Annotated in this window: 19 protein-coding genes; 8 read left to right on the top strand and 11 right to left on the bottom strand. The window is 34.8% G+C overall.

What is annotated here, in order from left to right:
• Nucleotides 1-49 precede the first annotated feature (49 nt).
• From efp to IEV84_RS05590, 6 genes are all read right to left on the bottom strand, one after another.
• On the bottom strand, nucleotides 50-616 hold the full coding sequence (gene efp / locus IEV84_RS05615; RefSeq protein WP_188493278.1) for an elongation factor P: 567 nt from the start codon (nucleotides 614-616) through the stop codon (nucleotides 50-52).
• A gap of 134 nt (nucleotides 617-750) precedes the next feature.
• The gene (gene lpxA / locus IEV84_RS05610; RefSeq protein WP_188493276.1) at nucleotides 751-1,536 is read right to left on the bottom strand and encodes an acyl-ACP--UDP-N-acetylglucosamine O-acyltransferase; all 786 of its coding nucleotides are present in this window, start codon (nucleotides 1,534-1,536) and stop codon (nucleotides 751-753) included.
• Nucleotides 1,537-1,616: 80 nt separating this feature from the next.
• Entirely contained in the window at nucleotides 1,617-3,008 is a 1,392-nt protein-coding gene (locus tag IEV84_RS05605; protein ID WP_188493273.1) for a bifunctional UDP-3-O-[3-hydroxymyristoyl] N-acetylglucosamine deacetylase/3-hydroxyacyl-ACP dehydratase, read from the bottom strand.
• The gene (gene lpxD / locus IEV84_RS05600) at nucleotides 3,001-4,047 is read right to left on the bottom strand and encodes a UDP-3-O-(3-hydroxymyristoyl)glucosamine N-acyltransferase (RefSeq protein WP_188493271.1); all 1,047 of its coding nucleotides are present in this window, start codon (nucleotides 4,045-4,047) and stop codon (nucleotides 3,001-3,003) included. Before lpxD ends, IEV84_RS05605 begins: the two co-directional genes overlap by 8 nt.
• A 38-nt stretch (nucleotides 4,048-4,085) precedes the next feature.
• On the bottom strand, nucleotides 4,086-5,315 hold the full coding sequence (locus IEV84_RS05595; protein ID WP_188493269.1) for an HD domain-containing protein: 1,230 nt from the start codon (nucleotides 5,313-5,315) through the stop codon (nucleotides 4,086-4,088).
• A 125-nt stretch (nucleotides 5,316-5,440) separates the two neighbouring features.
• Complete coding sequence (locus IEV84_RS05590; RefSeq protein WP_188493267.1) at nucleotides 5,441-6,232, bottom strand: 3-keto-disaccharide hydrolase; 792 nt, start codon at nucleotides 6,230-6,232, stop codon at nucleotides 5,441-5,443.
• Nucleotides 6,233-6,462: 230 nt separating this feature from the next.
• Here IEV84_RS05590 and IEV84_RS05585 point away from each other — a divergent pair, with 230 nt between their 5' ends.
• The 4 genes from IEV84_RS05585 to IEV84_RS05570 are packed head-to-tail and all read left to right on the top strand — an operon-like array spanning nucleotide 6,463 to nucleotide 12,655.
• Nucleotides 6,463-6,957 carry a GbsR/MarR family transcriptional regulator gene (locus IEV84_RS05585; protein WP_188493265.1) on the top strand — a complete coding sequence of 165 codons (495 nt, stop codon included), beginning with the start codon at nucleotides 6,463-6,465 and terminating at the stop codon, nucleotides 6,955-6,957.
• A gap of 9 nt (nucleotides 6,958-6,966) precedes the next feature.
• Nucleotides 6,967-8,079, top strand: a complete 1,113-nt coding sequence (locus IEV84_RS05580; protein ID WP_188493264.1) for an efflux RND transporter periplasmic adaptor subunit — start codon at nucleotides 6,967-6,969, stop codon at nucleotides 8,077-8,079.
• An 18-nt stretch (nucleotides 8,080-8,097) separates the two neighbouring features.
• Nucleotides 8,098-11,265 carry an efflux RND transporter permease subunit gene (locus IEV84_RS05575; protein ID WP_188493262.1) on the top strand — a complete coding sequence of 1,056 codons (3,168 nt, stop codon included), beginning with the start codon at nucleotides 8,098-8,100 and terminating at the stop codon, nucleotides 11,263-11,265.
• A complete protein-coding gene (locus tag IEV84_RS05570) occupies nucleotides 11,255-12,655 on the top strand; it encodes an efflux transporter outer membrane subunit (RefSeq protein ID WP_188493260.1) in 1,401 nt (466 codons plus the stop codon). The genes IEV84_RS05575 and IEV84_RS05570 overlap by 11 nt, the downstream gene beginning before the upstream one ends.
• 84 nt (nucleotides 12,656-12,739) lie before the next feature.
• Here the strand turns inward: IEV84_RS05570 and IEV84_RS05565 are convergent, their stop codons facing one another.
• From IEV84_RS05565 to IEV84_RS16470, 4 genes are all read right to left on the bottom strand, one after another.
• Nucleotides 12,740-13,783, bottom strand: coding sequence for a methyltransferase (locus tag IEV84_RS05565; RefSeq protein ID WP_188493257.1), 1,044 nt, complete (start codon nucleotides 13,781-13,783; stop codon nucleotides 12,740-12,742).
• A 274-nt stretch (nucleotides 13,784-14,057) separates the two neighbouring features.
• Complete coding sequence (locus tag IEV84_RS05560) at nucleotides 14,058-14,537, bottom strand: GyrI-like domain-containing protein (RefSeq protein WP_188493256.1); 480 nt, start codon at nucleotides 14,535-14,537, stop codon at nucleotides 14,058-14,060.
• 51 nt (nucleotides 14,538-14,588) lie between these two features.
• Nucleotides 14,589-16,025 (bottom strand): HNH endonuclease family protein, encoded by a 1,437-nt coding sequence (locus tag IEV84_RS05555; protein ID WP_229732619.1) that lies wholly within the window; start codon nucleotides 16,023-16,025, stop codon nucleotides 14,589-14,591.
• Entirely contained in the window at nucleotides 15,997-16,137 is a 141-nt protein-coding gene (locus IEV84_RS16470) for a hypothetical protein (RefSeq protein ID WP_229732617.1), read from the bottom strand. The genes IEV84_RS05555 and IEV84_RS16470 overlap by 29 nt, the downstream gene beginning before the upstream one ends.
• Before the next feature lie 368 nt (nucleotides 16,138-16,505).
• Here IEV84_RS16470 and porX point away from each other — a divergent pair, with 368 nt between their 5' ends.
• The 4 genes from porX (at nucleotide 16,506) to IEV84_RS05535 (ending at nucleotide 20,352) form a co-directional block, all read left to right on the top strand.
• Nucleotides 16,506-18,059, top strand: a complete 1,554-nt coding sequence (porX, locus tag IEV84_RS05550; protein ID WP_188493254.1) for a T9SS response regulator signal transducer PorX — start codon at nucleotides 16,506-16,508, stop codon at nucleotides 18,057-18,059.
• A gap of 67 nt (nucleotides 18,060-18,126) precedes the next feature.
• On the top strand, nucleotides 18,127-18,534 hold the full coding sequence (gene tsaE / locus IEV84_RS05545; RefSeq protein WP_188493251.1) for a tRNA (adenosine(37)-N6)-threonylcarbamoyltransferase complex ATPase subunit type 1 TsaE: 408 nt from the start codon (nucleotides 18,127-18,129) through the stop codon (nucleotides 18,532-18,534).
• A gap of 205 nt (nucleotides 18,535-18,739) precedes the next feature.
• Nucleotides 18,740-19,939: an alanine dehydrogenase gene (locus IEV84_RS05540; RefSeq protein WP_188493250.1), complete on the top strand. Its 1,200-nt coding sequence runs from the start codon at nucleotides 18,740-18,742 to the stop codon at nucleotides 19,937-19,939.
• A gap of 35 nt (nucleotides 19,940-19,974) precedes the next feature.
• Nucleotides 19,975-20,352: a DUF4258 domain-containing protein gene (locus IEV84_RS05535; protein WP_188493248.1), complete on the top strand. Its 378-nt coding sequence runs from the start codon at nucleotides 19,975-19,977 to the stop codon at nucleotides 20,350-20,352.
• A gap of 80 nt (nucleotides 20,353-20,432) precedes the next feature.
• Here the strand turns inward: IEV84_RS05535 and ung are convergent, their stop codons facing one another.
• Nucleotides 20,433-21,107: a uracil-DNA glycosylase gene (gene ung, locus IEV84_RS05530; RefSeq protein ID WP_188493246.1), complete on the bottom strand. Its 675-nt coding sequence runs from the start codon at nucleotides 21,105-21,107 to the stop codon at nucleotides 20,433-20,435.
• Nucleotides 21,108-21,157 lie beyond the last annotated feature (50 nt).

The following is a 21,157-nucleotide window of genomic DNA, read 5'->3' as shown; positions in this document are numbered from 1 at the left end:
TAAAGCTTAAAATCATTTCATTTTTTAATCTTTAAATTTTTCAATTAAATTACTCTTTTACACGCTCCATATAAGAACCTGAAGCAGTATCAATTTTAATTTTATCTCCTTCATTGATAAATAAAGGAACGTTTACAGTAGCACCTGTTTCAACAGTAGCTTGCTTAGTAGCGTTAGTAGCAGTGTTTCCTTTTACTCCCGGTTCAGCATAAGTTACTTCAAGAATGATAGAAGCCGGCATATCTACTGATAAAGGCAAATCGGTTTCAGTGTTAATCTGAACCATTACATTAGTTCCTTCTTTCAATAAATCCGGAGCATCAAGAATACTTTTGTTCAAAGTGATTTGCTCAAAAGTTTCGTTATTCATAAAATGAAACTGATCTCCTTCAGCATATAAATATTGGTAAGTATGTGTTTCCACACGAACATCTTCAATTTTATGTCCTGCTGAAAAGGTATTATCCAATACTTTTCCCGTTGTTAAACTTTTCAGTTTTGTTCTCACGAAAGCAGGTCCTTTACCTGGTTTAACGTGTAAAAATTCGATAATTTTATAAATATCGTGATTGTATTTAATACAAAGTCCGTTTCTAATATCTGATGTAGATGCCATTATTTTAATTTTTGATTTAAGATTGTAGATTTTAGAGTTTCGATTTCTAAAATCTTTGTTTTATTATTTAAAAAGAATCGATAACCAAAAACTATCTTTCTTCTTTTCTCTTTCTTCTTTTCTCTATTTTCTTCCTAATAGCCTCCACTATACCCCTTCATAATTCCTCGGGAAGAATTTCTGATGAAATCAATAATTTCATCTCTTTCCGGAGTAGCTTCCATTTCGGCTTCAATAATCCCTAAAGCCTGAGTAGTATTATAATTCTTTTGGTATAAAATTCGATAAATATCCTGAATTTCTCTGATTTTTTCGGTAGAAAAACCTCTTCTTCTTAAACCAACTGAATTGATACCTACATAAGACAAAGGTTCTTTTGCAGCTTTTGTGTAAGGAGGAACGTCTTTACGAACTAACGAACCACCTGAAATCATAGCGTGATCACCAATATGAATAAACTGGTGAATTGCTGCTAAACCACCAATTACGGCATGATTACCTACAACAACATGACCCGCCAGGGCTACACCATTAACTATAATTGCATTATTACCAATAACACAATCATGGGCAATGTGTGCATAAGCCATCACTAAACAATTGTTACCTAAAACCGTTTGACCTGATGCAACTGTACCTCTATTGATGGTTACACATTCTCTGATAGTACAATTATCACCAATAATCGCCAATGAATCTTCGCCACCAAATTTTAAATCTTGAGGAACTGCTGAGATAACTGCTCCGGGAAAAATATTGCAATTTTTTCCAATTCTTGCACCTTCCATGATAGTTACATTAGAACCAATCCAGGTACCATCACCAATTACCACATTGTTGTGAATGGTTGTAAAAGGTTCAATAACTACATTTTTAGCGATTTTCGCGCCAGGATGAACATAAGCTAACGGTTGATTCATCTATTTTTTTGTTTTTTATAATTAATTACCTTAATTACTATTTAAAAAATTCATAGTAACAGGGAGGAACTGTTCTATGATTATTGTTGTTTTCTTGCAATTTGAGCCATTAATTCAGCTTCTGCAACTAATTTTCCATTAGCATAAGCATTAGCCTGCATGTGGCAAATTCCTCTTCTGATAGGAGTTATCAAATCACACTTAAATATTAAGGTATCTCCAGGCAATACTTTGTGTTTGAATTTCACATTATCAATTTTCATGAAATAAGTCAAGTAATTTTCCGGATCCGGAACTGTACTCAAGACCAAAATACCTCCTGTTTGTGCCATCGCTTCAACAATTAAAACTCCTGGCATAACGGGAGCATCAGGAAAATGTCCTACGAAGAAATTTTCGTTCATCGTTACATTTTTCATTCCCACTACATGACTGTCTGACATTTCGATGATTCTGTCAATCAGCAAAAACGGAGGTCTGTGCGGCAACATAGCCATGATTTTATGAATATCCATCAATGGCTCCTGATTCAAATCGTAAACAGGAACGTAGTTACGTTGTTCGATTTTAATCATCTTAGCCATTTTCTTGGCAAACTGAGTATTTACAAAATGCCCCGGTTTATTCGCTATAATTTTACCCTGAATTTTTGTTCCAATCAAAGCCAAATCACCAATTACATCCAGTAATTTATGTCTTGCTGCTTCATTAGGATAATGCAAAGTCAGATTGTCTAAAATACCATTAGGTTTTACTGTAAGTGTTTCTTTTCCAAAAGCAACTTTTAAATTTTCCATTGTTGATGTAGAAATCTCTTTATCAACATAAACAATCGCATTATTCAAATCGCCACCTTTGATCAAACCATTATCTAAAAGAGACTCTAATTCATGTAAAAAACTAAATGTTCTTGAAGAGGCAATTTCGGTTTTAAAATCGTCAATACTTTTAAGAGTTGCGTTTTGCGTACCTAATATTTTAGTACCAAAATCAACCATTGTAGTTACTGTATAATGGTCACTAGGCATAACCAGAATTTCGCTTCCGCTTGCTTCGTCAGTAAAAGAAATTACTTCTTTCACTACATAAACGTTACGTTTAGCATCTTGCTCCTGAACACCTGCTTTTTCTAAAGCTTCAACAAAATATTTTGAAGAACCGTCCATAATAGGAAGTTCAGAGGCATCTAATTCAATAATAACGTTATCTAAATCACAACCAACTAAAGCTGCCAAAACATGCTCGGGTGTTTGAATTTTAACGCCTAATTTTTCCAGATTGGTACCTCTTTGAGTATTGACAACATAATTTGCGTCTGCCTCAATTACCGGATGTCCCTCAAGATCTAACCTAACAAAAGTAAAACCATTATTTGCAGGAGCAGGTTTAAAAGTCATTTTAACTTCTTTACCCGTGTGTAAGCCAACTCCCGTTAACGAGATTTCTGTTTTGATGGTCTTCTGTTTAACCATTGTTTCCATGTTTTTGGTTTAATATTTGTTTCTTTAATTCGTCTATTTCTGCAATAATTTTAGGTAAATTTTTGAAATGCACATAAGATTTACTAAAATCAGTATAACCAAATGTTGGACTTCCTTGCAAAACTTCGTCGTCTTTTATATTTCTTGCCACTCCGGACTGCGCCTGGATTCTGACATTGTTTCCTATTATTAAATGGCCTGAAATACCTACTTGCCCGCCAATCATTCCGTTTGTACCTATCTTGGTAGATCCTGCAATTCCGGTTTGGGCGGCTATTACGGTGTTTTCACCAATTTCAACATTGTGTGCCACCTGAATTTGATTGTCTAATTTGACTCCTTTTTTAATTCGGGTCGAACCTAATGTAGCTCTGTCAATAGTAGTACAGGCACCTATTTCAACATCATCTTCAATGACCACATTTCCTATTTGAGGAATTTTTTTGTAAGTACCATCTGAATTGGGTGCAAACCCAAAACCATCAGAACCTATAACGGTTCCTGCATGAATGATACAATTATTGCCAATTACGGTTTCAGAATAAATCTTAGCGCCGGCAAAAATAGTGACATTATCGCGAATGACAACATTATCTCCAATAAAACAATTAGGATATATTTTTACATTATCACCAATAACAACATTAGTACCTACATAACTAAAACTGCCTAAATACAGATTTTCACCATATTTTACATCATCAGACAATACTGTATGTGGTTCGATGCCTTTTTTACTGGCTTTTTTGGCCTGATCGTAAAATTCCAGCAATTTGGAAAAAGCGATGTAAGCGTCTTCAACCTTGATTAGAGTGGTTTTTAAATCGGATTCAGGGACAAAAGTTTTGTTTACAATGGTTATTGTAGCCTCGGTAGTATAGATATAATTATTGTATTTGGGATTAGATAAAAAAGTAAGCGAACCTTCTTTTCCTTCTTCTATTTTAGACAATTCATGCACTTCAGCCTGGGAATTCCCCACTACTTCGCCTTCTAAAACACCCGCTATTTGTTCTGCTGTAAATTTCATTCCGACAAAAATATAAAAAATAGATTTTAAATATAGTTTTATACCAGTTGTTTTGGGAAACAAATGTAATATTTGGTCACCGACTTTGATAAAGATTTCAAATTCAACTGGTCGGATGATTCAATAACATCTTCAACTGTTCGGTCTTTTTTCAAAATTCGTATCGGTTCAGCTTCCTTATCATAAGCCTGATTTTTTATTTTTCCTTTAAAAATAAAATAATTGGCATCGGCCACGCTTACATTATTTTCTAAAGCAAAACGCTCTTTTAAAGGAGTTAAATCTTCAATAGCAATTTTATCACTGCTTAGCTTTATTTTTAATAAATCTCTGTTAATAATCATTTTGCTCAAAGTAGCCAAAATAAAATCATCCTGTCTTTGCCAGGCTTTTAAGGCGCTGATAATATCAAAGTCATCTAATTGTGAAAACAAATCTAAAGTAGCCGTATCAAATGATTCCAATACAATTTTATTCTGCATAAAAAATTGTAATGGCTCACTGCAGGGCAAAACAATTCCTTTTAACGTTAATTCTTTGGCGCGTTTTAAAATTTTTGTCAAAATCAATTCGCCTACCAAACTGGTTTTATGCAAATAAGCCTGCCAATACATCAATCTGCGTGACATTAAAAATTTTTCAACCGAGTAAATTCCTTTTTCTTCAATTACTAAAACATCATCTTCAACATTCATCATCTGAATCAAACGTTCTGAATTGACATTTCCTTCAGCCACACCCGAATAAAAACTGTCTCGTTTTAAATAATCCATTCGATCCATATCCAACTGACTTGAAATCAATTGCAACATGAATTTTCGATGATAATCTCCTTCAAAAATTTTAATCGCCAGACTTAATTTTCCTTTGAACTCCACATTTAACTGCTTCATGAACAATAACGAAATTTCCTCATGATGCACATCTTCAACTATACTTTTTTCCATTGCATGTGAAAAAGGACCATGCCCGATATCATGCAGTAAAATAGCAATATACAATGCGTTTTCTTCTTCTTCCGAAATGGAAACACCTTTAAAGCGCAATACATCAACGGCTTTTTGCATTAAATGCAAACAACCTAAGGCATGATGAAAACGAGTATGATTAGCTCCGGGATATACTAAATACGACAAACCCATTTGGGAAATACGTCTTAATCGTTGAAAATAAGGATGCTGAATTAAGTCGTATATTAAAGCATTTGGAATGCTGATGAATCCATATATAGGATCGTTGAATATTTTAAGCTTATTGATTTGCGTCACTAGAACTTGAATTTTAGGTTGACAAATATAAGTAAATTAGATTTTAAAACCAGTAAAAATACTTATTCTGATTTGGCTTTATCAAACCAGAAAATGCTTTTCTAAGATACTTTTTGACATTCTTTTTAAAGTTTTCTAATCCAGATATTTCTGAATTGATTTTTAGTTCCGTGATCCTGAAGCGAAATAACATCATCCCCATGAGAAGATGGATAATTATGCAAACCTGTATAAAGTGTTAAGCCATTTATCGTTGCATTATTTTGTATCAAAACACCATTTAGAAAAACAGTAATTCTGGCAGGAGCATCGATTCTGCCATCAGCTTTAAATCGTGGCGCTGTATAAATAACATCATAAACATTCCACTCCAATGGTGATTTTACAGCATTTACTAATGGCGCATGATCCTTATAAATACTACCTGCCTGACCATTTCTGTAGGTTCGGTTATTATAAGAGTCTAAAATTTGCAATTCATATCTGTTTTGAAAAAACACACCGCTGTTTCCCCTTGCCTGTCCTCCATCTACAACTTCGTCAGGTGTGCTCCATTCCAAATGCAACTGACAATCTCCAAATACCATTTTTGTTTGAATATCACCCGAACCGGGAACAACTTCCATATAATCGCCGGGAACAATTTTCCATGCTGCAGGCTTATTCGTATCTTTTTTACTCACCCACTGATCTAAATTTTTCCCGTCAAACAGGATCATTGCGTCCGAAGGTGCATTACCGGAAATTTTAGCCGCTGTAACTATTTTTACTTCAGGCTCCCAAATTTCAGTCATTTCGGGTTTCATAGGCATTGGAGAAACTTCCGGCGGAGTATTCACAAATTTATGCTGAGCCACAGTTGCGACAGAAAATAAGAGAATCAATAAAAACGATTGCTTCAAAATTTTAAATTTCATGGTTAAATGTATTGACTTGGTTAACAATTCTAAATTATTCGTTTCCAATATTAAGCATTTTTTCAGAACTAATTCTTTTTATAAATAAAACTGCTTACCAATTGATTTTGATTGTTTTAACTGAACGAATTGTAAATCACAGAAATAATGTTTACTAAAAATTAACACAAAATTAAGTTCGGTTAGTTCGGTATTTTGCGAACTAACTCTAAATTTGCAAAAAAATTGTCATGGACATTAAAAAAGAAAGAGAAGAAATTATAGAATTGTACGGGAATTATTTCGAAAAACTCTATAACATTTCGCCACTTGCAGCACGAATATTAGGGACACTAATTATTGACGGATGCAAAACAGGACTCACATTTGAATCTTTAGTCGAAAAACTCGGTGCCAGCAAAAGTTCAATTTCCACTAATCTGAACTTACTCTTAAAAATGGAAAAAATATCTTATTTCACTAAATCAGGAGATCGCAAGAAATATTTTAAACCAGCCAATTTAAGTGAACGTCTCAGCAATATCATCAAACTCATTGATTCTGAAATGCTCATCATTGACCGACTAGTCAATTACAGAGAAGTTACCGCTTCCTGTCCTGAAGAAAAATGCAATTTAGAAAATGTAAAAGCCTACAGAACCCATATTATAGAAGTTGGAAAAGTGTTTTCTAAAACAATCAACGAGTTCAAAAAAATAGAAATTAATAACAACAATAATAAATAATTAGTCTCAATGAAAAAACTTTCATTAACCCTTATAAGTGCCCTGCTCTTAGCAGCTTGTGGAAAAAAAGAAGAACAGGCAGCAGCACCAACTGTAATTCCGTACAAAGTAATTCAAATAGAAAAATCGAATACTACTTTATTAGCCGAATATCCTGCAACTTTAGAGGGTATCACTGATATAGATATTCGTGCCAAAGTAGATGGTTATATCGAAAAAATATACGTTCAGGAAGGTCAGGAAGTCAAAAAAGGACAATTGCTTTTTAAACTGGAAACCCAAACCGCTAATCAGGAAGCTGCCGCCGCAAAAGCAAAAGTAGCTGCTGCTCAGGTAGAAGTAAATCGTTTAAAACCATTGGTAGAGCGCAACATTATCAGCGATGTCCAACTGGAAACAGCCAAAGCTAATTTAGCCAGTGCCAAAAGTACGTATCAAAGTATTCTGGAACGCATTAATTATGCTACAATTAAAAGTCCGGTAAACGGAATCGTAGGAACTTTGCCTTTAAGACTGGGAAGTTATGTAAGCAGTCAAACTGCCGAACCTCTAACCCGAATTTCGGATGTAAGTACCATTTATGCTTATTTTTCAATGAACGAAAAACAGCAATTAGACATTACTATGCAAACAGCCGGAAAAACGTTTCAGGAAAAAATCACTAAAATGCCTGCGGTAAATTTGATTCTGAGCAACGGAATGCAATACGATTTAAAAGGAAAAATCGAAACTTTTAGCGGACAGGCTAATACACAAACAGGTTCGTTTAACGTAAGAGCCAGTTTCCCTAATGCCAATAAAGTATTGCGCTCCGGCGGAAGCGGAACCATCCAGATTCCAACCAATTTAAAAGATGTAATTTTAATTCCGCAAAATGCTACTTTAGAAATGCAGGACAAACGAATTGTACTGGTTGCTGACAAAGACAACAAAGTAAAATTTGTTCCCGTTGAAGTACGTGCTGTACCAGGAGGACAATATTTTGTAGTGGATAAAGGATTAGACAGCACCAATAAAATTCTTATTGAAGGTGTGGGAATTGTTGCCGAAGGAACAGCAATAAAACCGGAATTAGTAGATTATGCAACCATCATTTCTGCTGATAAAAAAGCCATTAACTAACATCGAATAAAATACAGTATGTTTTCAAAATTCATTGACAGACCCGTATTGTCAACGGTAATTTCTATTATCATTGTCATACTGGGAATATTAGGGTTGATTTCTCTTCCCGTTTCACAATATCCCGAAATTGCACCTCCTACCGTAACCGTATCTGCTAATTATCAAGGGGCCAGTGCCGAAGTAGTAATGAACTCGGTAGTTATTCCTTTAGAAGAACAAATCAACGGTGTAGAAGACATGACTTATATGACTTCTACCTCTAATAATGATGGTTCAGCATCAATTAACATCTTTTTCAAATTAGGAACTAATCCTGATTTAGCGGCAGTAAATGTGCAAAATCGTGTGGCACGTGCTGCCTCATTATTACCGCAGGAAGTAACAAAAGCCGGGGTTACCACATCCAAAAAACAAAGTGATAACATCCTGATTTTGTCACTATACAGTGAAAATCCGGATTATGATATTACTTTTCTTCAAAACTACGCCAACATCAATATTTTACCCAAAATCAAGCGTGTTCCGGGAGTTGGAGAAGCAATGATATTTGGTCAAAGGGATTATTCCATGCGTATCTGGCTGAAGCCTGATGTAATGGGTGCTTACGGCTTAGTACCGTCGGATATTTCAGCCTTATTAGCTGAACAAAATATTGAAGCGGCACCGGGGCAACTAGGAGAAAGCGGCGACCAGTCTTTTCAATATACCTTAAAATACAAAGGACGTTTGCAAAGCACCAAAGAGTTTGAAGAAATTATCGTGCGTTCTACTCCAAGCGGTGAAGTACTAAAATTAGGCGATGTAGCCAGAATCGAACTCGGAGCAGTAAATTATGCCAGCAAATCGTTTACTAACGGCAATCAGTCAATAGCAATTGCTATTGCGCAAACCGCAGGATCTAATGCACAGGAAGTGATTGAAGGCTCATTGAAAGTAATGGATCAGTCGGTAGTAAATTTCCCGAAAGGAGTTAAATACACTACCTTAATTAATGCTAATGATTTTCTCGAAGAATCAATATCTAAAGTAATTCACACTTTAATAGAAGCCTTTATATTAGTATTCCTTGTTGTTTTCATCTTCTTACAAGATTGGAGATCTACATTAATTCCGGCTATTTCTGTTCCGGTAGCTATTATCGGAACCTTCTTTTTCCTGAGTTTGTTTGGATTTACGATTAACTTACTGACTCTTTTTGCATTGGTGTTAGCCGTTGGTATTGTGGTCGATGATGCCATTGTGGTTGTCGAAGCCGTTCATGCCAAAATGGAAGCCGGTGAACACGATCCTAAAAAAGCGACTCATAGTGCTATGGGCGATATCAGTAGTGCTATTATTTCGATTACCCTGGTAATGTCGGCGGTATTTATTCCGGTTTCTTTTATTAGTGGTTCTGCCGGAGTATTCTACAAACAATTCGGATTGACTTTAGCCATTGCTATTGTACTTTCGGCAATTAACGCCTTGACATTATCGCCGGCTTTGTGTGCTATTTTCTTAAAAAATCACGGAGAAAAAAGTAACAAAGGATTTTTAGATCGTTTTTATACCGCTTTCAATGCCGGATTTGATTCTACAACTTCAAAATACAAAAGAGCGATTGAATTTTTAGTAAAACGAAAATGGCTCGCATTCTTAGGAATTGCCGTTTTTGCAGGACTTTTTATCTTATTGACTACTACTACACCAAAAGCGTTTGTACCTAGTGAAGATACCGGAGCCATTCTGTCGGATGTTTCTTTAGCACCTGGAACTTCATTGGAAAAAACAGAAAAAGTATTAATCCAAATTGAAAATCAGGTAAAAGACATGCCTGAAATTCAGGAAGTACTGCGTATTTCAGGTCGAAGTCTGATTAGTGGAACAGGAAGTAACTACGGAATGGTAATTGTAAAATTAAAACCATGGGCCGAACGTAAAAATGCAAATCAGGAGATTACCGCTGTTGTACAGGAATTATTCAAGCGTGCTGCAGTTGTTAAAGACGCCAAAGTATTGTTTTTTGCACGTCCTACTTTGGTTGGTTTTGGTTATTCTAATGGTTTCGAATTCCAATTACAGGATCAAAAAGGAGGAACAATTCAGGAATTAAGTACTGTAAACAGTCAATTTTTGGCAGCTTTAAACAGTCGTCCCGAAATTCAGTATGCCGCTACTTCATTTTCGCCTAATTTCCCGCAATACCGAATTGATTTGAATGTAGCAGCCATCAAAAAATCAGGACTTAGCGTTACGGATATTTTAGGAACAATGCAAGGTTATTACGGTGGTGTTTACGCTTCCAATTTCAATAAATTCGGAAAACAATACCGTGTGATGTACCAATCCGAACCTCAGTTTAGAACCGATCCAGAATCTTTAAACAAAGTTTTGGTTCGAAACAGCAGCGGACAAATGGCACCTATTTCTGAATATGTAAAATTAGAAAAGGTATTTGGTCCACAGGCTATTGAGCGTTTTAATTTGTTTACTTCGGTAAAAATTACCGGAGCACCAAAAGAAGGATACAGCTCAGGTGATGCCATTAAAGCAATTGAAGAAGTTGCGGCTCAAAATTTACCTTTAGGTTACGGATACGAATTCTCAGGAATGACCCGTGAAGAAATTAGTGCAGGAGGACAAACCTTATACATTTTCTTATTGTGTCTGGTGTTTGTTTATTTCTTATTGGCAGCCCAATACGAAAGTTACATTCTTCCTTTCGCCGTATTATTATCATTACCGGTTGGTTTAGCGGGAACCTTTATTTTTGCTTATTTGTTCAAATTAAGTAATACTATTTACCTTCAAATTACACTCATTATGCTTATTGGATTACTCGCCAAAAATGCCATTTTGATCGTCGAATTTGCTGCCGATGCCAGAAGAAAAGGTTTGAGTATTTCGCAGGCGGCTGTACAGGGTGCTGTAGCGCGTTTACGTCCTATTTTGATGACTTCTTTCGCCTTTATCCTTGGATTATTGCCATTAATGTTGGCCAAAGGAGCCGGTGCTGTAGGAAACAAAGCCATTGGAACGGGAGCTATTGGAGGAATGCTTGTAGGTACTATTCTGGGAGTATTTGTAATTCCGATTTTGTTTATTGTTTTCCAAAATTTACAGGAAAAAATTTCGACAAAACCACTTCCAATTCCGGTTGATGAATCTAATATTGAATCTTTAGAAGAAGAAAATGAAAAATAATATCTATAAAATCGCTCTATTAGCGGTAACTGCGGCCGTATTGCAATCCTGCTTTGTAGCCAAAGACTATAAAAGGCCGGAATTTAAAACAGCCGATTTGTATCGCAATGAAGTAGTGTCAACCGACACTATTTCATTTGCTAATGTATCCTGGGACAAAATTTTTACCGATCCGCTTTTGCAGGGCTACATCAAAAAAGGACTGACCAACAACTTGGATATCAGAATCGCCATGCAAAATCTGGCTGCTGCCGAGGCTACCATGAAACAAGGAAAAGCGGGCTACTTCCCCACTCTTTCTGCCGGAGCCGACTGGACACATCAGGAATTGTCAAAAAACAGTCAGTTTGGTGCGATTGTACAAAACCGAAGTACCGATCAGTACCAACTAACCGGAACTTTGTCCTGGGAAGCCGATATTTGGGGCAAAATACGAAGCAATAAAAGAGCAACCAATGCTGCTTTTTTACAGACTTCTGCCGCTAATCAAGCTATAAAAACCCAATTAATTGCTTCGATTGCGACCACTTATTACCAGTTGATGGCTATTGATTCGCAAATAAAAGTGGCCGAAGCTACCTTAATTAACCGGGAGCAAAGTGTTGAAACCATCAAACAACTTAAAAAATCCGGAAACGTGACCGAAGTAGGTGTTAAACAAACCGAGGCGCAAAAATATGCCACGCTGTTGATTATTGCCGACTTGAAAAACAACGCTATTTTGCTGGAAAACACCCTGAATATTCTTTTAGGCGAAGCTTCTAAAAAAATAGAACGCAGCACTTTTGAATCGCAAAAAATCCAGCCTCAAATTACCCTTGGCGTTCCCGCAAATTTATTGCGCAACCGTCCTGATGTAATTGCTGCCGAATACAATTTAATCAACAATTTTGAGCTGACAAACGTTGCTAAAAGCGGTTTTTATCCATCGTTTAAAATCACGGCTACCGGCGGATTACAAACTATTCATCTCAACGAATGGTTTAGTGCTAATTCTATTTTTGCCAATATTATTACCGGTTTGACACAGCCTGTTTTCAATCAGAGGCAGTTAAAAACCAAATACGAAATTGCCAAAGCCAATCAGGAAAAAGCCTATATCCAGTTTGAACAATCGCTTTTAACGGCAGGAAAAGAAGTTTCGGATGCACTGGCACAGTACAATAATGAAACCTACAAAATCACTGTTCGCGAAAAACAAGTTGATGCGTTAAAAAAAGCGGCTAACTTTTCGGATGAATTACTGACTTATGGTTTAGCCAATTATCTGGAAGTGCTGACCTCTAAAAACGATGCTCTGAATGCCGAATTGAGTTTGGTTGACAATAAATTTCAGCAATACAAAGCCATTATTCAGCTATACAAAGCCTTAGGCGGAGGTTGGCAGTAATCTTATTTAAAATTAGTTATTATTCAAAAAAAGCCATCTTGTTCCAAAAAACGAGATGGCTTTTTTGATTCTGATATTTTATCATTATTTATAAGCAATTACAGCACTTGTAGGACCTGTCAAACCTAATGATGAAGTAGATTTAAACCCTATTTGTTTAGCCCATTTATTAAAATCATCAAATGTATAATCAAAACCATCAGCTGTTTCAATCAACATATTAAGACTCATCATTAGCCCAAAAACATTTTGTTTCCTTTCATTATCAATTACTGATTCAATTGCAATAAAAACGCCGCCATCGGGAAGAGCATCATAAGCTTTTTGCATCAGCATTAATTTATTTTCTTCATTCCAGTCATGCAATATATTTCCCATTGTAATTACATCGGCTTTAGGGAATGAATCAGTAAAAAAATCACCACTAACGGCCTTTACCTGAGCAGAAACTTCAAATTTTTGAATCGTTTCATTAGCCATAGCTTCCACTGCCGGTAAATCAAAAGTAGTGCAACTCATATTCGAATTGTATTTGGCAACCATCGTAGATAAAATCCCCGCTGAACCACCCACATCCAGAAAAGTTTTGTATTTTGAAAAATCAAACTTCTGTGCCAAAGCCATGAAGTTACCTATTTGGATTCCCGTCATAGCATTCACAAAACCTTTTAACAACTTCGGATCTTTGTACAAACTCTCAAATATAGGTTCTCCCCCATTTTTAGCTTCATTTTGAACCAATCCCGTTTTTAAACCTTCTTCCAGATTACCCCAAAAACCATAAAGCCGATTGTTCATCATTTCGAGCATTCCTCCCATATAACTGGTTTTTTCCTTGTCCAAAAAAGTTCCAGTGTCGAGACTATTAGAATATTGTGCTGTTTCTAAAAAGCCATCACGCTTTAAAAAACCAAAACAAAATAAAGCATCTAAAAAGTCAAATAAATGCCTGTCAGTACAATTCAATTTCAGTAAGTCCTTAATTTCCCTGGCAGACATACTTTCTTTTCTAGCCAAATGAGTAAATAGTTCAAAATTTACTGCAGCAAGTAAAATTTTAGAAGCCCAAAATCCGGAACCAATTTGCATAATAACTGCCGGAGAAGGCTGATTCGTTTGATTTTTCATTTTGAAACGTTTTTAAGTTTACAAGAATACAACTAACTAAAAGTCAATCATATAAAAATAAACATAATCTGTTTCATAAGAAAGTAAATCATGTTATTTAATTCTTTTTCAAACATCAATTGAGTCGGGCCTTAGCCTGATGCAAGTAATTATAAACAAATGGTTTTAACCAAATTTTAAGTTTGGCTAAAGCCATCATCCATAAAATAACACTACAAAATCCGTTGATATTTGCTTAAATCAGTTTATCCTTGTTCCATAAAAACCGAGATGATTATTTTAATCGAACAGGGATCCAGATTTCCTCCTCTGAGTTAGGATCTCCTTTTTTGTATTTTTCTCCTAAAATTTCAAAATGAGGTCGGTCATCCACCACATAATCTGAATTAGGAATCCAGTCAGTAAAAATAGCTTCAAAAAAAGTCGCCGCATCACTGCCATCTCCTTTGTAATCAAAAACCGCATAGCTGCCAGCCGGAATTACTAAGGAATCCATATTTGCGGGAATAGTATCAAAATCACTTACTTCAACCGCTGCCCATTTTTCAAAGTTAGTATTGGGATTAAATTGCTCCCAAAAACCCGCCGAAAATTGCTGTAACGAAAACAAATCAGTACTCACCGCATTTGTAATTTCCCGTTTTACAGGCATAAAACTTTGCCACAACGGAACCGGATTATAAGCCGCATAATTCATGTTTTGCTTACAACCAATTAATTTTTTTTCTAAAAGTGTGGTGATTTTGGGGTTCATTTTATGATCATGAATTTTGTTAAAATATTATAATAAATTCATATAGAGTAATCAGTTTTTTATTGCCGAATTACAATATGGATGTGTCAATTGAGCATTATCAGCTTCTCCTATTCCTCCATCTTCTTTTCTTTGTTTATGATCAAACGAAATAGAGTTAGTATGAATTCTTGCATTACATATTTTACATCTCAAAGCATTATTTAAAGCTTCCGTTATAAATACTGAAGATTTAGTTTCATCTGAGAAGTTACTTGACGTAATTAAAATATCATCTGATTCACTAATTTTTACAAATTTGAATTCTTCTTTTCCTAATACATTTTTTACCGATAATTCTTTATCGTTTTTATTTCTCAAAAGCTCATCCATTAAACTTAAATAGAAATTTTTAATATGTGGCAATGCATTTGTTGAACCTCTATAATGTCTTAAAATTTGTTGAACCGCAAAATCATAATCAATTAAAATATCTTCAAATTTCTCTCTAATTTTAATAAAATCTTTTAATTTACTTTTAGTTTCTAATTCCATCACAAAATCTGTAATAGCGAAAAAAGAAGCTGTTTTGTGTCGACCCGTTTTTGAATAGAAATAAACAGCTGGGTGAAGTCCAAGTGATGAAATATGATTTGCATTTATTAAATAAGCAATTTTTCTGCTTCTTTTTAATGCTTCAAATGTATAACTTCCATCTAAATCATCCTTTGTAATGTTTGCATTATTTTTATTAACCAAATTCACATATTCAAAAATCAATAAAGGACTTTGAGAGGAATAACCTTTACCTCCTATAGGTAAATCAAGGGTTTTTACTGGGTTTCTAAGTTTAGGTAAAAAGAAAACTTTATTTATTTCGTCTGATAATTTTACAATATTAGTGATATTTTCTTGATTAAATTTCGACCAATATTGATGTCCTTTTCCTCCTTTTATAATTGCTCTTGAAGCAATACCATTTGCTTTTTTTCTTGATTGAATTAACTTTAATTCAGTCGGATCAATTTTGGCAGCTTGCTGATTGATTTTAAAAAAAGATGCCTCAGCAACATCTGCATCTCCTTCAACCCATTGTAATTGTACTGCAATTGCTCCTAAATTTTTAGCATTTACTACAATATCATTTCGTACTTTTTCTGGATATTTTATAGCCAATTGAAAATCTGAATAATTACCAATTTCTTTTTCAATTAATTTTCTAGTCTTATTTGCTATTTCAATTTGTTCTTCTGGAATTAAACCATCAAATGCTAATTTTGAAATTGGTCCATCCCCATAATCATTATTTATCCAAGCAATTAATGAACTCACTCTATGAGAACCATCAATTACAAAGTTATATCCCCCTTTACTTCTCCATAAAATAACTGCTGGTATTAATTCACCATTTATAAAACTTTTAATTAATTCACAAACTTTTTCTGGAGTCCATTCGTTTGTTTCCCTTTGAAAATCGGGTTTACGTAATGTTGAATAAAAAAAAATCATCTTCTCTTAAATCTGAAATAGAAAAAGATTCTTTTTTCTTAGCTGAATTTTGAGATTCATCTATATCAAAATCTTCTCTTGGTAATAATGCATCTAAATATACTTTTGCCATCTTGTCTAAATTTTTGTAAAACACAAAAACCAAATATAAGATAATTCATCACAACGAAAATCCTAAGTTATCAACAACTTTAAAGTAATAGTTGTTAGTCTCTTTTCTATTTTCTTGCTTCTTTTTTCTTTCGTCTTTCAATCTTAAGAAAGAAATTTTATCATAATATTAGGAACATGGAGCATATAAAATCTGTAATTTGCACAATGAAGTGGTGTTATTTGCGTTTGACTTCAATAACTAATTTTAAATAAATACGTTCAGGATTGTTCGAGTTTTGGAACGCTTACGCAACTTTAGCAATGCTTCGTGAGATTCCTCATTCTTCGGAATGACAATTTAAGAACGATAAAATATTTTTACACAATATGGATAAAATAAAAATACTTTGGGTTGACGATGAGATTGATTATCTAAAACCACATATCCTTTTTTTAGAGAAAAAAAATTACGAAGTCACGACCTGTAATAATGGTCTTGATGCTATTGAAATATTTGAAAACGAGAACTTTGATATTGTTTTCCTGGACGAAAACATGCCCGGAATGAGTGGACTGGAAACCCTTTCGGAAATGAAAGAGAAAAAAAGCGCTATCCCGATGATTATGATTACCAAAAGCGAGGAAGAATACATCATGGAGGAAGCTATTGGCTCAAAAATAGCCGATTATCTGATTAAACCCGTGAATCCCAATCAGATTTTGCTGAGTTTGAAGAAAAATCTCGACAATTCGAAACTGATTTCCCAAAAAACTACTTTGGATTACCAAAAGGAATTTCGCAAAATCGCCATGGAAATGGGCATGGTCAACAGCTACGAAGACTGGATTGAATTGTACAAAAAATTATTGTTTTGGGAATTACAATTGGAAGACATCAACGACCAGAGCATGATTGAAATCCTGGAATCACAAAAAGTGGAAGCTAATTCGCAGTTTGGAAAATACATCGAACGCAATTACGAAGACTGGTTTTTACCTAAAGCCGAAGCACCAATTCAATCGCATACTTTATTCAAGGAATTAGTGGTTCCGGAATTGAAGAAAAAAGAAAGACCGGTTTTATTTATTGTAATCGACAATTTGCGTTACGATCAATGGAAAGCCTTTGAAAGCGTGGTTGCTGATTACTACAAACTGGAAAAAGAAGTGCCCTACTACTCTATTTTGCCTACCGCAACCCAATATGCCCGAAATGCTATTTTCTCCGGTTTATTACCTGCCGATATGGAAAAAAAACATCCGGATTTATGGAAAAACGATCCCGATGAAGGCGGAAAAAACCTGTTTGAAGCCGAATTTTTAGCAGCTCAGTTAAAGCGTTTGAGTTTGAACATCAAATCGGATTATTTTAAAATTACCAATATGGCTTCAGGAAAAAAGCTTTTGGATAGTTTTAAAACATTAAAAGATAATGATTTGGTTGCTATCGTTTATAACTTTGTCGATATGCTTTCGCATGCCAAAACGGAGATGGATGTAGTCAAAGAACTCGCTGCCGATGATAAAGCTTATCGTTCATTAACACTGAGTTGGTTCAAAAATTCCCCTTTACTGGAAATTATTCAGCAGGCGCAAAAACTGGGTTTCAAACTAATCCTCACCACCGATCACGGAACCATCAACGTTAAAAACCCATCAAAAGTTGTGGGTGATAAAAACACCAGTCTGAATTTGCGTTACAAAACAGGACGCAGTCTGACTTATGAAAGCAAAGATGTTTATGCGGTAAAAGACCCAAAAAAAATTGGTTTACCGGCCATAAATATGAGCAGTTCTTATATTTTTGCAAAAAATGATTTGTTTCTGGCTTATGTCAACAATTACAATCATTATGTAAGTTATTATAAAAATACCTATCAGCATGGCGGCATTTCTCTCGAAGAAATGATTATTCCCTGTCTGGTATTTAATCCGAAATAATATGTTTATGGTTTGTTGTTTATTGTTGACAAAAAACCATAAACAACAAACTATAAACTTTTAAAGAATGGAAATCACTTTTTCATTAGACGAAATAGGCAATGTAGCCGAATTGATTGTAGCGGCTCAGCCGAATAAAATTTTGCTTTTTAATGGCGAAATGGGCGCGGGAAAAACCACTTTTATCAAACAATTGTGTAAAACACTGGGAGTTACCGATGCCACTTCCAGTCCAACCTTTTCTTTAGTTAACGAATACGAAGCAGCTAACAATCAGTTGATTTATCATTTTGATTTTTACAGATTAAAAAACGAAACAGAAGCACTCGATATGGGAGTTGATGATTATTTGTATTCCGGGAATTGGTGTTTTATCGAATGGGCCGAAAATATTGCCAGTTTGATTCCTGAAACACATTCGACCATTACTATCGAAGTACTTTCGGACGGAAAACGCCTTTTGAAACTAAATTAAACAAGTTTTTTAATTACTGATATTCAGTATTTTAAATAATATTTATTAAAAAGAAATTCCGAAAAGACTGCCAAAATATTTCTATAAAAACCTCAAAAAACAAACTTTATGTTAATAAATAAATTCATTTGTGTTTTTATCAGAATTGAAAGCTTATTTTTTTAATCTTTTTGTGTAATTTTACTTTTTAATTGTAGCAAAAACGATGTCAATATCAATAACTCCATTTACCAAACAACAGTTATTACCTCAGGAAGAGAAGCTGGAAGTAGCTAGAAAAAAAGGCAAACTATTTATTGGTATTCCCAAAGAAACTAGCTATCAGGAACGTCGCATTTGTCTGACTCCGGATGCTGTAAGTTCGTTAATTTGTCACGGGCATCGGGTAATGATTGAATCAGGTGCCGGAGAAAGTGCCAGCTATTCCGATAAAGAATATTCTGAAGTAGGTGCTGAAGTAACTAAAGATACTCAGAAAGTCTTTGGTTGTCCAATGATTTTAAAGGTAGAACCGCCTACCGTTTCCGAAATCAAAATGATGAACAATCAGGCAATACTTATTTCGGCAATTCAACTAAAAACCAAGAAAAAAGAATATTTCGAAGCTTTGGCTAAGAAAAAAATCACAGCTCTTGCTTTTGAATACATCAAAGATGTTGATGATACCTATCCTATTGTTAAATCTTTAAGCGAAATCGCAGGTACTGCTTCGATATTAATTGCAGCCGAATTGATGATTGCCAATTCCTATGGAAAAGGACTTCTTTTTGGGAATATTACCGGAGTCCCTCCTACCGAAGTGGTTATTCTGGGTGCCGGAACCGCAGGAGAATTTGCAGCAAGAACCGCTATTGGTCTGGGTGCTAATATCAAAGTTTTCGACAATTCGATTACTAAATTAAGACGACTTCAAAACAGTTTAAACCAACGCATTTTTACTTCAACTATCCAGCCAAAAGCTTTAATGAAGGCGCTAAGACGTTGTGATGTTGCCATTGGTGCCATGCGTGGCCTAGAACGCTGTCCGGTAGTAGTGACTGAAACCATGGTCGAACACATGAAAAAAGGAGCTGTAATTGTCGATGTCAGTATTGATACCGGAGGTTGTTTTGAAACTTCTGAAGTCACTACCCACGAAAAACCTACGTTTATAAAAAGCAATATTCTTCATTATTGCGTTCCCAATATTCCTTCTCGTTATTCTAAGACAGCCTCGCTTTCTATTAGTAACATTATCACTCCTTATTTATTAAAAATTGCCGAAGACGGTGGTATCGAAAGTGCTATTCGCTGTGATAAAGGCTTGAAAAACGGTATTTATACTTACCATGGAATTCTGACCAACAGAGCCATTGGTGACTGGTTTGACTTACCTAATAACGACATCAATTTAATTGTGTTTTAAGTAAACTTTCAACTACCTTTGCAAAAAAATATTTCATGAAATTTGTACAACGTTTTGCCTATTATTTGGTAGGTTTAGTAATAGGCTGCTTTTTTGTAGCCCTTGTTTTTAGCGGAAAAGACACCCGTTGCAATTATTTTCCAAACGCCAGAGTACTCAACGATCTTCGCAACAAACCTTTCCATTATTCAGAAAATGCAAATAAAGTTTTAGGTGAATCCTGGGTTACTATTGCAGATATAAGAAACACACTTGAATTTGGCGATGTTAATTTTGACAAAAGCGACACGGAATTTGGTAAAAAAACAAAAATCTACATCATTGAAGGCAAAACGCTAAAAGGTCAGGAAATTATTCTAAAAGTAAAAAACGAAGAAGGCAAAGCTACTTTGGAAGAAATTATAAAGAAATAACAATTTTAAATTACCGCAAATTCGCAAATTAATATTTGAATTAAATTTGCGAATTTGCGGTTTTAATACATTATTCCTCTTCATAAAACCCAATCTATTTCTTCTAAATTCTTTGATTTTAAATAAGTATTTGCTTTACTAAAATGCTTGTTTCCAAACCATTTTCCCTGATTAGCACTCATTGGTGAAGGATGTCCGGATTCGAGAACCAAATGTTTATTTCGGTCAATTTTGCTTCCTTTTTTTTGTGCAAAAGACCCCCAGAGTAAAAACACCAGATTTTCTTTTTCATCAGATATTTTTTGAATGACTGCATCAGTAAAAAGATTCCATTTTAAATGTTTGTGACTATTAGGTTGGTCTTTTCTAACAGTTAGTGAAGCATTTAGCATCAAAACACCTTGTTTTGCCCAATGTTCTAAATTCCCCGAAGCCGGCATCAGCAAATTATCCAAATCATCGTTAATTTCACGATAAATATTCCGCAATGAAGGTGGGATTTTGACTCCGTCATTAACCGAAAAACACAAACCATTAGCCTCTCCTTCCCCATGATAAGGATCCTGACCGATGATTACCAATTTTAATTTCGAAAAATCACAATAATTAAAAGCTGAAAAAATCAAATCTTTTGGTGGATAACAAATATGGGTTTGATATTCGTTTTCTACAGTAGTTATCAAATCATTAAAGTATGTTTTTTGTAATTCGTCAGCTAAAACAGCCTGCCATTCCGGATTAAGATTGATTTGCATATTTGACTATAAATTTATTCCACAAAGATACACAGAGAAAAAACAAAGAG

Origin of the sequence: Flavobacterium palustre (assembly GCF_014639535.1) — a bacterium.
Taxonomy (GTDB): domain Bacteria; phylum Bacteroidota; class Bacteroidia; order Flavobacteriales; family Flavobacteriaceae; genus Flavobacterium; species Flavobacterium palustre.
This window is presented reverse-complemented; position numbering and strand designations above follow the sequence as displayed.